Here is a 13992-nt window from a genome sequence, read left to right on the forward strand (position 1 = left end):
TCATTTTTTATTGAGTCAACTTTGTTTTTATCAAATTTTAAAATCGAGAAAAAATGAAATTAAGAAAATTAGGCAATAGTGGATTAGAAGTTTCTGCATTAGGTTTCGGAGCAATGGGTTTGAGTTTTCCAACTGCTCCATCAAAAGAAGAAAGCATCAGATTAATTCGTACAGCGGTTGAACAAGGCATTACTTTTTTCGATACTGCTCAAGGCTACGGCGAAAACGAATTGTTGCTGGGAGAAGCATTGGAACCGGTGCGCAAGCAAGTTGTGATGGCTACGAAATTTGGTTTAAAAAATGGGGATGTAAGGCAAGGTTTAGATAGTCGTCCAGAAAATATCAGAGCCGTTGCCGAAGCTTCTTTGAAAAGACTAAGAACCGATGTGATTGACCTGTTTTACCAGCACAGACCTGACCCGAATGTTCCGATTGAAGATGTTGCAGGGGTCGTAAAAAATTTAATTCAGGAAGGAAAAGTAAAGTACTTTGGACTTTCTGAAGTTAATGCCGAAACCATCAGAAAGGCACACTCCGTTTTATCTGTTTCGGCTTTGCAAAGCGAATATTCGATGTTTTATCGTGAACCCGAAAATGAAATCATTCCACTTCTAGAAGAGTTAGGAATAGGCTTTGTTCCTTTTAGTCCCTTAGGCAAAGGTTTTTTGACGGGAACGATAAATTCAGATGTAGAATTAGACAAAGCCGATACCAGAAACATTTTACCCCGTTTCAGTAAAGAAAACCGAGCTGCAAATCAGGCACTAGTAGATTTGGTGGTGTCTATCGCTGCTGACAAAAACGCCACACCTGCTCAAATTGCATTGGGCTGGTTATTGGCTCAAAAACCGTTTATTGTTCCTATTCCAGGCACATCAAAATTGCACCGTCTGCAAGAAAACATTGGAGCAATAAATATTTCTCTTTCGAATGAAGATTTAACTAAAATAAATACTGCATTAGCGGCAATTAAAATAGTAGGCGAACGCTATCCTGTACAAATACGGGACATCACAGAAAGAAAATAACGAACATTCTCCTCGTAGAATGATTATTTTTCAATTTATCATTTCTGACATTTTTAGACTTCATCTTGGTGGCAAAGTCCTGTTCTTCAATCAAACCGACTTCGTGTCGGTCTTTTTTTGGTAAAATTGATCGATTTTTTCATTGGAATTCAAAAAAAGTATGGTGAGCAAAATTTTCAATATACTCAAAATATCCTTACACAATCAAGAGAGGATATTATACCCTATTTCATTTCTAAATAATCAATCCGGCTCCAGCGTTAAGAAAATAATTGCGTTTTACTACAGTACCGGCAGATTTGAATCTCTCTTCTTTTTCAGTATTAATGTCTGCCTGTTAATTATTAATTTCTTATTTCTATTTTTCTTGTACAAAATTGTAAATAGTATAGCTGTTAGAATAGTCGAACCTCTAAAAATATTCGCTGTAATATCGCCTAATGCAGAATTGTCAATCTGAAATAAGTTCCAAGATAAGTTCATCAAAGTATGTGTCAAAATAGGAATCCACAAATTATAATTCCACTCTACGAAAAGCCAAGCAAAAAAGATTGCTCCTGAAAAGGTAATCATAAAAATCCCGAGTAGTTCACTTATATTCTGACTTTGATACAAATGTCCTAAAGCGAAAATGAAAGCTCCCACAATTATGGATGGTATAAAACCTAAGTTAGTCTTTCGAAATATTTGTCCAAATAAAAAACCTCTAAAGTAAAGTTCTTCCATAAAGCCAGCAACAATAGTCCCTGCAATTAAATTTTGAATATCAATCTGTGGGTTAAATTTAAAAAATAACAAACCGCCAACAAACATTGGCAAAACAAACAATAAACTTGTCCATATCGCAGTAAAAATACTTGAGGAAAGTCCGAGATTTTTAAAAATACTTGTTGATTTGTCAATTAAAAATGTTCCAGCAAAAATCGGAATTCCAATCATCAAATATGTTAGTATATAACTAATCAATCCTTCATGAGTAATTTTGTCGAGTTCAACTTTTATAAGCTTGAAGCTTAAAAAGAGCATATAGTAAGCAGCAAAGCTTAGAAAAATGACAAGAATTATTTTTAGCGTTTGATTTGATTTCATTTTTTGTTTCTGTCGATGTTAGTCGTATCAGTTAAATGGGCAAGTAGCGGTTCGATGCTTTGTGGTAATGGTTGAAATGGAACCAAAACCTAATATAAAATTGATGAAGGCAAATCTATTATGATTATCATCTATGTCGATTTCAAATTATCACCGTCTCTGAAGTTTAGTCTTCGGAAAACCAGACCGGACAGAATCGTGAGAAAGCCCACAACGAGAAATGTATATCGGAAAGCATTATGAATTTCGTTACGAATGAGCTTTGTATCGCCTTCGAAAATTTTTAGAATAATCAGTCCAAATGCAATCCCGAATCCTATTGCAAACTGCTGATTGACAGAAACCAACGAATTACCACTGCTGGTCTGATAAATTCTGAGATCGGCAATGGTAATCGTGTTCATTGATGTGAACTGTATCGAGTTGAAAAATCCAAGCAACAACAGCATAGGCACATACCAATAAATGGAACTGTGAATACCAGGTATTGCCAGACAGCAAATCAGGAAACCAATGATAAAAGTATTAACCATCAATGTTAATCTATAGCCAAATTTATCCAAGATTTTAATAACAACTGATTTCCCAAAAATCGATGTAAGTGCCATTGGCGCCACAATCCAACCTGAAGTAAATGCCGACTGGCCATAAGCAATCTGAATCATCAGAGGAATCAGAAGCGGAATGGAACTGATTCCTAACCTTGTCGCTAAATTCCCTAAAATGCCAACCCGAAATGTGCGTACCTGAAAAAGATTAAGCGGAAAAATAGGATTATTGTCTTTTCTAGCATGTCTGTAATAGAAAAACAACATCAGAAATCCAAGTAAAAATCCAAATAAAACAGGCGTAATATAATTTGCATTCCCGAATAGTTCTAATGAAATGGAAAGCAACAAAGATGCCGTGGCAAAAATGAGAAACCCTTTCAAATCAAAATCGATGACTGGCGATTTATAATTGGGCATGTATCTTAGACCTAAAATAATTCCTAAAACACCAATAGGAATATTAATCAAAAAAATCCAATGCCAAGATAGATAATCCACAAGATATCCGCCGACCAAAGGCCCCAAAACAGGTCCGATCAAGGCAGGAATAATAGCATAATTAATTGCTTTGAGAAGTTCTTTTTTGTTAAATGTTTTAATGAGCGCCAATTTTCCCACTGGCGTCATCAAGCTCCCGCCAACACCCTGAAATACCCTGGAAATAACCAATTGAGTAAGATTTTGTGACAACGAACAGAATAACGAACCAAGAGAAAATAAAAACAACGAGGCAATAAAAACATTTTTTGTCCCGAATTTATCTGCCAAAAATCCACTTACAGGCATAAACAAGGCCAATGTCAAAACATAGCTTATAATAGCGTTCTGCATATTGAGCGGAGATTCATTCAAATCTCTGGCAATGGCAGGTAGAGATGTATTGAGAATTGTGGAATCCAGCATCTGCATGAAAATTGCAGTTGCTAATATCAAGGGAATAAATCTTTTTACGGAATCTGTGCTAATGTTTTTGCTCATAATTAATAAAAAAAGCTGCTATTCCGCACGCTAAATTTATACCAAATTCTTGACGGTTCCAACAATGGAAACTCCCAAATCCCGCAATTATGCCGGTTGAATCTACCTAGCTACTACTGTATAAGGAAAACATTTTTGGATATTTTGCAAAGTTAATGAATGTTCGTATCAATGAGGACACATCGCAATAACAATTTTAAAAAAAGATGAGTACTAAAATTACAATAACCGACTGAAATCCCGGCCATCTGTAAGTTTCATTCATTTTATTACCCATAAAACGTGCTTTACATTGATTCTTTTTGAAACAATCTGCTTAGTTCCATGTGTCTATGTGAATTATATACGTTGGCTACTAGGGAGAAACCTTTGTACTGGTATAACAATACCAAAAAGTGTCATATTAACATTTAATTAAAATAATATCATTTACTTACTTTTTTCAATTAGTTTGAAAATAATGGTTGCCAGAAGTATTTGTAAATTTTTCCCATAAAAAAGCCTTTTAGGAAATAGCATCTTTTTCATGTAAGTTATTTTGCCTTAACAAATCCAAATCGTATAGTGATACTTTGTTTTCAGTCTCAGAAAGTTGCTTTATTGATTTATCTTGTCTTTGGCAATAAGTACTGCAATTAAAAATGAATAGAAGTAAAATTATAAATAGTTTTTTTTCATAGTTGTTTATTGCATTAATGAAATTTAGTAGTTGATTGGCTTTGAAAAAGCATAATGATTTTTTCAAAGCCAATCCATAACTATATCGACATTATCTATTTAAATAATTGAGATGCAAACTGATTTAAACATCTGCGCCAGGTAAGCCATTCATGAGCCGTTTCAGGCGATTCGTAATATACATACTTAATTCCCTGTTGTTCAAGCATATTTCGAAATGCACCAATTGATTTAGGAAAAGGAGCTGGTTCTTTTGTTCCTAATCCGAGCCAGAAAAGTTTGATCTGCTTGTTCAATGTATTTCCATCTTTATATTTTCCGTCTAAAAATGTAGCAACATCAATAACATCAGAATTCGGATAATTTGCCGTACCACTAAATCCTCCATAATAAGAAAAAGTATCCAAATGATTCATCATGATCCTCATGGTTTGATTGGCTCCCATGGAAAGACCAGCGATAGCCCTGCTCTCTCGTTTGGCAATGGTACGGAACTTAGCATCAATCATTGGAACGACTTCTTGAATAAGAACATCTTCAAATATAGATTCCCGTTGTTTGCTACGCTCTTTTATTTCGTTGTTTTCAGACTTATAGGCATAACCATTATCCATTACAATAATCATTGGTATTGCCTTCTTAGAAGCGATTAAATTATCCAAAATTAAATTTACCTTTCCTTGCGAAGACCAGCCAGTTTCGTCTTCGAAACTTCCGTGCTGTAGATAAAGAACAGGGTAACGTGCTTTTATATTTTCGTTGTAACCATCTGGAGTATAAACAAAACAGCGTCTAAAAGAATTGGTGAGTTTTGAAAAGTAAATATTTTCGCTTACCAAACCGTGAGGTACATTTTTTAGAGCAAAAAAATCTTGATCTGCCGACGGAATTTCGATCCCACTTCCCCATCTTCCTGCCCCATAAAAATACAAACTCCCAGGATCCGGAACCGAAGCGCCATCTATGTTTAACTGATAATAATGAAACCCTTCGTCCTGTGGATTAGATTCTCCTGTCCAGACTCCATTACTATCTTTTTTCATATCATATTTCACGCCACCAAGATCAAGCTGTACTTTGTTTGCATTTGGTGCCGAAATACTGGCACGAACACGCCTTTGCGAATTCACCTGAGGAAACATTTTTTCGGGCTGATTGAGTGATGAAGGTTTAAAATCTTCTGCCATTGACTGAGCACAAACTGACTGGAAATAAATACCAAAATTTAAAACAACTGTATAGAGGAATAATTTCATGTTTTGTTTTTTAGAAAATTAAAATACTACCTAAACAAAAGCGGTGCTAATTCTTTAAAGCTTCTGCGCCAAGTCAAAAATTCGTGTCCTGTATTTTCAGAGACATATGAAACAGCATTGAAACCTGCATCTTTCAGCATTTTTACTGCAGTCTGTACTCCTTCTGGTCTTTCACGGCTGCCACAGCTTATAAAAACCAACTTAAGTTTTGATTTATCTTTAATTTCTTCTGGTTTATAAATGCCACCACTTAACAGTGCATAGTGAGAGAAAACGTCAGGTTTATTTAATGTAATAGAATGTGTTTCCATCCCGCCCATCGACAAACCAGCCATGGCGCGGTTGGCCTGATTGGAAATCGTACGGAAGTTTGAATCAACATAAGGGATCAGCTCCTCTATCAAAACAGTCTGAAATGGCTCTATTTTAAAACTTGCCAAACCGCCATATTTGACTTCATTGGTCATTCCGTAAGTCATCACAATAATGAATGGTTTTATTTTGCCTTCTGCAATCAAATTGTCCATAATTAAGTTTACGCGCCCTTGATTGCTCCATGCAGTTTCATCTTCTCCCCAGCCGTGCTGTAAATACAATACTGGATATTTTTTGTCTTTATCTTTATGATAAGAAGGCGGGGTATAAACAAAAGCTCTTCGTGATGTATTGGTGCTTTTTGAAGGAAAAAGAATCTGTTGTACATTTCCGTGCGGAACCTCTTTTAAAGCATAAAAATCCTGATCATGTGCTGGAATTTCGATACCGCTTTCCCAGCGTGTTGAGCCAAAAAAATTCAGCGCTCCCGGATCATTAAAGATGCCTCCGTCAATAGTTACATGGTAATAGTGAAAACCTTCATCCATTGCCCCTGCTGTAGTACCTTTCCAGTAACCATCCTGATCTTTTGAGAGAACCGTTCCTCCTTTTGCTCCTCCTAAACCGAGACTTACTACAACAGATTTAGCCTCGGGAGCTGTTATTTGAAATCGGGCATAACCCTGTGAATTAACTTTCGGATATTCCTGCCCCGGCTGATTAAGCGTTGAAGATTTAAAATCTTCGATAATTTCAGTAGTTTTTGTCTGTGCAAAACCTATAAATCCTCCTAAAACGAATAAGATAACAATTGTATACTGTTTCATGTTTTTTTGTTTAATGTTATTTTACTTCTGGAACTATAATTTGATATTTACCGCTAAGATGCATTAGGCTAAAAAGATACATCAGTCCATCATAATAAGGATCAAAGTAGCCATCTTCATAAGGCTCAAGCTTGGCATTCCATAGTGCGTGGACAAAATCTATACTTGTTTTGTCTTTATTTACTAGTGATGCTGTAGCTGCTGTTCCTACTAACCCAATAGAGTGCCTCAGTTTTTTAACAGGCCCAGCCTGAAGGATGAACTCTGGAGTAGATCCATCCAGATTAAATTGATCTTCAAAGGTATCCAGTCCTTTAGATCTTAAGAAGTTTTGAAATCTCCTGGCATAGTCTTCCTGCCATTCTTTATCTTTCCCATACCAAGTATAATCCATTGCCACATTCATTGGAACACGCCAGGAATCATAACGAAATCCAGGAGGCATCCATGGCGTTGGATGCGGTTCGCCGGAAAACTCGGTATAATCGGAATTCAGACCTGTTACGGGATGACATGCTTTATGCAAAAAGTTACGAGAAACTTCTGCACATTCTTTATAGAACTGCTCATGACCGTCTTTTGCATATAATGCCCATATTTCATAAAATGCGGGAACATGATAAGAAGGATCTGTCCAATTATAGCCTCCGCCTTCCGGCACAAAGGAAATCTGTTTGTGTTCCGTATTTATGATATTATAAATCTTGCCTGTACCGTCTTTTTTCCACATGGCATCCAGTATTCTTCTGGCTTCTTTGTAATAGTCAATTCCTGTATTGTTGCCCCACTTATTAGAAGCAAAAAGCAGACTCGTTATATAATATAATTCTCCATCTGATGCCGATCCTGGCGAATTTTGTTTTTTTGTCTTCGGATCTACGCTCCACGCGAAATAACCTTCCCTTGGGCCTTCCTGATGTTGCATATATTTTACTGACCAGCGCCATAAACGATCAAAAACTTCTTTTTTGTCGAGCTGAACAGCAACCATCATTCCGTATGACATTCCTTCTGTACGTGCGTCTTTGTTTTTAACATCAGAAACATATCCCAGAGAATCTCCCTCTTCAAAATATACCTTATTGGGGCCTTCAAATACATCATAATAAGCTTTGGCAACTTTCTTGTCTATTGCTGTATGATTGTAACCTGCTTCCTTAAAAAGATTTCGATATTGAGGTCTTTCGGATTCTGTTTTTGCTGTCTTCTTTTTATTTTGCCCTATTACCAAGATTGGTGTGGTAAGGATGAAGATTATTGCAAATACCGAAAATTTAATCCAATACCTGCTTTCGTTTTTTTTACACATAATTATATTTTAAACATTAATTATTCATAAGAAAAAATAAAATGAGATTTTATTTCACAGAACTTACACCTTCAGTAGTTTGTATTATTTTTTGAATGGTGCCGTCTTTGTTATAATGCATATAATCTACACAAATTGAACGTCTGTAACTGCCTCCAGTTGGCAAGCTTCCGTTATGATAAAAGAAGTATGATTTTCCTTTGTAATCAATAATTCCTGGATGTGTCGTAAAACTATTCTGTACATTATCCTGAATGATTCCTTGATAAGTCCATGGTCCTGTTATGCTTTTTGCAGTACAATACTCTATCATTTCAGGTTTTGTTCCAGCGCTTGCATAAACTAAGTAATAAACTCCTTTTCGCTTGTAAACCCAAGGTCCTTCGATATAATTTTTAGGTTTGAAAGTGGTAATGTTTCCATCTAACTCTATCATGTTCTTTTTGAGTTTTACCCATTTACAGCTTCCATTTCCCCAAAACATGTAAGCCTGCCCATCATCGTCAATAAAAACAGTTGGATCAATATCGTCCCAAGCAAATTTCATATCTGTTGTCATTTCATTAATGATAAGTGCTTTTCCAATTGCATCTTTGAAAGGTCCAATCGGACTGTCTGAAACCGCTACGCCTATAGCAGCACCTCCTTGGCTTATCTCATCTTTTTTATGAAATGTCGAAACAAACCAATAGAATTTTCCGTCTCTTTCTATACACTGAGCTGCGTAAGCATCACCTGTGGCCCACGAAAATGTAGAAGGAGAAAGCAGTGCGCCATGATCTTTCCAGTCTTTCATATTGGTTGTCGAAAAAACATGCCAGTCGGCCATCTTATAGTTCGTATCTTCCTGGGTTGCCACATCATGTCCTGTGTATAAATATAAAATTCCTTTATGTACCAAAGGAGCTGGATCAGCAGTAAAAATATCTTTGATAATTGGGTTTTGTGCTTCTGTATGTATTGCAAAAAAGCTACAGAAAAGTATCGGCAACATTTTGATGGTATTTTTCATTGTTCTTGATTTAATTAAAATAATTAGAAAATTGCAATTGCTTTTTCTTCAATCGCATTTCCGTAAACAATAAACAGCGCAAAAAATGCGCTGTTTATAAAAAACTAACTTAACTTAAACTAACCAAAATTTAAATTTTACTAATAACCTGGATTATTATCACTTGGTTTTATCTTAGGATTAGAAGATGTTTCTCTGTTTGGTATTGGCCATAACTCGCTTTTACCAGCAGTAAAACCTGTTCCCTGTAATACAGTCGCCGCTATCCCCCATCTTATAATATCATCAAAACGAGATTGTTCTCCAGCAAATTCTACTTGACGTTCATGAATAATTGCTGCAAAAACAGCGTCTTTTGTTGGCGCAATAGTAGTTGTTAAGTTTGCTCTGTCACGAACTTCTTTAATATAGGCTATCGCTGCTGTCTGCGAACCGCCATCCCTTTGATTTTCGCATTCGGCTTTCATAAGTAATACATCTGCATAACGCATTACTTTAAAGTTGATACTTGATCGTGTCGCTTCATCCTCTCTATTGTAGTAGTTTTGGTATTTTTTCCAGCCTGCTCTTCTAATACCAGCAGAAGTAGTAAAATTACTTGCAACCATTACCTTAGCTCCTTTTAAATAAGATGAACCTGGCACATAAAAAGTGTCTCCAAAACGGTTATCCCCTGCTTCATACGCATCCAAAAGTTGATCTGATGGATAAACATTATACCAGCTAAGATTTCCATATTCCTGACCTCTAAGGGTTGACTCATCAAAACCAGTTCCTCCACTGTCACCGACAGCTCCCCACTGATCTCCGGTTCCATTTTTTTCGTCAAACTCAATTTCAAAAATCGATTCCTTGCCATGTTCAGTCTCTTCCATAAAGTTGTTGTAGAAATTTCCTTTGTCTTCAAGGCTGTAGCTTGTCACATTATTAAGGGCAGCTAAAGCTTCATTATACTTTTTTTGATATAACAATACCTTTCCCAATTGTGCGTAAGCTGCTTCTTTATTAGCTCTTCCGGCGGCTTCAGATGCTTTTGGCAAAAGATTCTGTGATGCAAATACAAGGTCCTCTTCAATCAAGGCATATACCTCAGCTTTAGGACTTCTTGCGTTTCCAACAATAGTTCCTGTTTTATAAATTGGTACATCACCAAAACGTCTTACTAATAAAAAATAATAGTATGCTCTTAAGAAATGAGCTTCTCCTAAATATTTGTTCTTGTTTTCCTGAGATAAAACAGAGTTTGGAAGAGCATTGATTTTCGGCTCGTTGTCTAATACAAAATTAGCTCTGGAGATTCCTATAAAACAAGATTCCCAGTAATATTGAATAATATCATTTCCTCCGTTAAAAGAGAAATCCTGAAAAGGTTTCTTATTCCCTTCTAACTGTGGATTTCCTAAAGCATCATGCCCCATAAGATCCATTGCGAAGAAAAGATTTCTGCCGTAAAGTCCTCTTGTTTGAAGATTTGCATAGGAAGCATTTACAGCTGACTGCACCTGCGCTTCGGTTTTAAAAAAAGTTTCAGGCGATAAAGTATTGGGATTAGTCAATTCCAATTCGCTACTGTCACATGAAGTTAGGGTTAAAACTCCAGACAGTACTATAAGTATATATTTAATTTTTTTCATCGTCTTTAAATATTAAAATGTAACATCAATTCCAAAAATTACCGATTTTGGCTGTGGATATCTTCCTAAATCGATACCCGCTGAATTTGCATTACCATCTGCACGTGCAATTTCAGGATCTAAACCAGAGTAATTTGTAATTGTTATAAGGTTCTGTCCGCTTATGTAGAATCTTGCTTTTGAGAAATAACTCTTAAATGCATCTCCTGTTAATGTATATCCTAAAGCGATGTTTTTTAATCTTGTGAAAGAACCATCTTCAATGTAACGCTGGTTTGCAGAAGACCAGTTGATATCTGCCCCCTGAGCTCTTGGCAATGTAGCTGAAGGATTTGTTACAACACCATTTACAACATTTGCTCTGTCTAAAACATCAGTGCTGGCATTAAACAAACGATTCATCCCTTTTAGATCGAAAGTGTTTGCATTATAAATATCGTTGCCCGCAACTCCAGTAATAAAACAGTTAAAATCAAAGTTTTTATACGCTGCACTTAAGTTTAATCCGTAAGTAAAATCAGGATATGGATTTCCAATGTTTGTCTTATCATCCGAATTGATCACTTTGTTGCCATCTCGGTCTACAATTTTAATATCACCCGGTTTTACAGCAGTCTGACCTGGTCCAAAAACAGCATCTACTTCTGCCTGATTTTGATAAATACCATTGGTCTGATATCCATAAAAATAGAATAATGGCTGTCCTACTTCTAATCTAGAGAAATTTTCCAAACCTGCTCTTGCCGATGGACCTCCTAATACGCTGGTTACTCCTGGCGCTAAACTTACTACTTCATTTTTACTTGTCCCTAAATTGGCTACCGCAGACCACGTAAAGTCTCCTTTTCTGTCATTGAAACCAATCGAAACCTCAAAACCGCTTACCTTTACATCTGCAATATTTTGAATCTGGGTTCCACCACCAGCAGATCCAACAGAAGCAGCAAGAGGAACAGCAAAAAGAATGTCGCTGCTTTTATTGTTGAAATATTCAAATGAACCCGTTAATTTTTCATCAAAAAAACCAAAATCCAAACCGATATTTCTATCTAATTTTGATTCCCATTTTAAATTTGGATTAGCTGCAACACCTAAAGAAACTCCTGGCGCATTTGCTCCTCCAATTGGATAATTATAATTTGCCAATAAAGTAGCGCTGTATTGATAATTATCTATTCTATCGTTTCCTGTTGTCCCGGTACTAGCTCTAAGTTTTAATGTACTGAAAATAGAATTCTGCATAAAATTTTCCTTAGCAATATTCCAACCTGCAGCAACAGAATAGAAATTCCCCCAGCGATTATTTGCTCCAAAACGAGAAGATGCATCTCTACGTCCTGAGACTGCCAGCATATATTTGTCATCATAATCGTAGTTGATACGAACGATATATCCTAAGTTTTTTTCTTCATAATTGGCAGAACCTAAACTTCCTTCATTGTATCTCAATTGATCAATTTCGTTTGAGATGTAATAACGGCTTCCGGCAGCTACACTTTGTGATTTTCCATCAATTTTTGTAATAACTCCCAATACTTCAAGATTGTGTTTTTGTGCAATCGTTGTTTTATAAGTTAAACTATTATCAAAAACGATTGTCTGTCCTTGCGAGTTTGTTTCATTGGTTGAAGAAAATGCCTGCTTGTGATAAGAACCATCCTGAAAGCTAGGAACAAACGTATGATCTTTACCTGTATAATAATCTAAAGATACTTGTGATCTGAATTTCAAACCTTTGTAAATTTCTAATTCTGCATAAATGTTTCCAATAATAGATAGGTTGTTAATTTTTTGGTACCCTAAATTAGCTACACGTACTGGATTTTCAGCATCATTTCCATCAATTGCGCTAGGACCTTGATATCCACCCAAACTGTTTTCATTATAGATTGGTAAATAAGGAGCCATCTTGATAGCATGTTCTAACAATGTTCTTCCTCCTGCACTACGTTCTGGATTAATAGTACTGAAAGAAATCCCCATGTTGCTTCCTATTTTTAGTTTGCCAATATCTTGAGTATTATTAGCTCTAAAAGAATAACGTTCGAAACCAGTATTAATAACAGCTCCTTCCTGCTTTAAATATTCTGCTGAATAACGGCCTGTAGAAGTCTCTGTACCATTTGAAAAGCTTAGGTTATAATCCTGCATAACTCCTGTCTGAAAAATCTGATCCTGCCAGTTGGTATTTATATTTCCAAACTCAGCTGCTCTTGCTGTTAAATCACTTCCTAAATCTTTAGCGTACTGAAGATACTGCTGTGTATTTAAGACACTATATCTTTTTGTCACTTCTTGTCCTCCAACGTAAGTGCTAAAGGTTAACTGCCCAGGACCTTTTTTCCCTTTTTTGGTAGTTACCATAATAACACCGTTAAAAGCTTTGGATCCGTACAAGGCAGTTGTAGAAGCATCCTTCAAAACAGAAATACTTTCTATATCATTAGGACTTAAACCCGATAAGTTGCCGGCCAGAACTCCATCAATAACATACAAAGGAGCACTGTTTCCCATAGTGGCTAGACCACGAATAGTAACAGTAGGATTAGAGCCAGGCGCCCCATTTACAACGGTAACCCCTGCTGCACGTCCTTGCAGTGCAGACTCAGCATTTGTAATTGGCACTGCGGTAATATCTTTTGAGCTTACTGTCGAAACTGCTCCTGTAACCTTGGTTCTTTTTTGAGTACCATAGGCTACAACAACTTCATTTAAATTTTGTGTTGATTGAACTAAAGTAACATTAATTGAATTTCTTTCACCTACAGTAATAGTCTGTGAGATTAAGCCAACATAAGAATATGTTATTTTATCAGTAGGATTAACTCCTTTTAAAGAGTATTTACCGTCAAAATCTGTAGAGGCACTATTTTGTGTACCTACAACATTAATACTGGCACCAGGTAATGGAAAGCCTGAAGGATCTGTAATCACGCCATGAATGGTCTTTGATTGAGCCATTATACTATGACTGCTAACTATAAACAGTCCGATTAGTGCAATTTTGAGCTTTAACTTCATAGTGGTTTTTGTTTGGTTTAAATAGTTAATGGATTTTTATTGTTTAATTAAGTAAAGTTTACTGTGGTATTATAGTTATTCAGTTCTGTATTTAAGACTGCGAATAAATAGATTCACATCATAAAATCATAACAAATATAAAAAAACAATAAATAAAACAATCGGTTGTTTTACGTATTAAATACAAAATACTTAAAAAAAAATCAATATAAAAACATTAAAAATAATTTTAAACTAAAAAAAATAAATATAATTCATTTTTAAAATAAATTTAAAATTGAATTATAACAATTA

At 35.7% G+C, this 13992-nt stretch carries 9 protein-coding genes; 1 reads left to right on the plus strand and 8 read right to left on the minus strand.

The features are described 5' to 3' along the window. The first annotated feature begins 53 nt into the window (after positions 1–53). Positions 54–1028: an aldo/keto reductase gene (locus BM289_RS18455; RefSeq protein WP_091496284.1), complete on the plus strand. Its 975-nt coding sequence runs from the start codon at positions 54–56 to the stop codon at positions 1026–1028. Between the two features lie 282 nt (positions 1029–1310). On the opposite strand, the gene BM289_RS18460 is transcribed toward BM289_RS18455, so the two are convergent. From BM289_RS18460 to BM289_RS18495, 8 genes are all read right to left on the minus strand, one after another. Next, on the minus strand, positions 1311–2117 hold the full coding sequence (locus BM289_RS18460) for a CPBP family intramembrane glutamic endopeptidase (protein ID WP_091496286.1): 807 nt from the start codon (positions 2115–2117) through the stop codon (positions 1311–1313). A 131-nt stretch (positions 2118–2248) separates the two neighbouring features. Then, entirely contained in the window at positions 2249–3646 is a 1398-nt protein-coding gene (locus BM289_RS18465) for an MFS transporter (protein ID WP_091496288.1), read from the minus strand. A 773-nt stretch (positions 3647–4419) separates the two neighbouring features. After that, positions 4420–5580 carry an alpha/beta hydrolase-fold protein gene (locus BM289_RS18470; RefSeq protein WP_091496290.1) on the minus strand — a complete coding sequence of 387 codons (1161 nt, stop codon included), beginning with the start codon at positions 5578–5580 and terminating at the stop codon, positions 4420–4422. A 26-nt stretch (positions 5581–5606) separates the two neighbouring features. Next, the gene (locus BM289_RS18475; protein ID WP_091496292.1) at positions 5607–6722 is read right to left on the minus strand and encodes an alpha/beta hydrolase-fold protein; all 1116 of its coding nucleotides are present in this window, start codon (positions 6720–6722) and stop codon (positions 5607–5609) included. 16 nt (positions 6723–6738) lie between these two features. After that, a complete protein-coding gene (locus BM289_RS18480) occupies positions 6739–8031 on the minus strand; it encodes a family 8 glycosyl hydrolase (RefSeq protein ID WP_091496294.1) in 1293 nt (430 codons plus the stop codon). 49 nt (positions 8032–8080) lie between these two features. After that, positions 8081–9043 carry a glycoside hydrolase family 43 protein gene (locus BM289_RS18485; RefSeq protein ID WP_167365459.1) on the minus strand — a complete coding sequence of 321 codons (963 nt, stop codon included), beginning with the start codon at positions 9041–9043 and terminating at the stop codon, positions 8081–8083. A 140-nt stretch (positions 9044–9183) separates the two neighbouring features. Beyond that, on the minus strand, positions 9184–10677 hold the full coding sequence (locus tag BM289_RS18490; RefSeq protein WP_091496296.1) for a RagB/SusD family nutrient uptake outer membrane protein: 1494 nt from the start codon (positions 10675–10677) through the stop codon (positions 9184–9186). A gap of 12 nt (positions 10678–10689) precedes the next feature. Beyond that, positions 10690–13698 (minus strand): SusC/RagA family TonB-linked outer membrane protein, encoded by a 3009-nt coding sequence (locus tag BM289_RS18495; protein WP_091496298.1) that lies wholly within the window; start codon positions 13696–13698, stop codon positions 10690–10692. Positions 13699–13992 lie beyond the last annotated feature (294 nt).

The sequence above is a fragment of the Flavobacterium phragmitis genome (assembly GCF_900112575.1).
Classification (GTDB): domain Bacteria; phylum Bacteroidota; class Bacteroidia; order Flavobacteriales; family Flavobacteriaceae; genus Flavobacterium; species Flavobacterium phragmitis.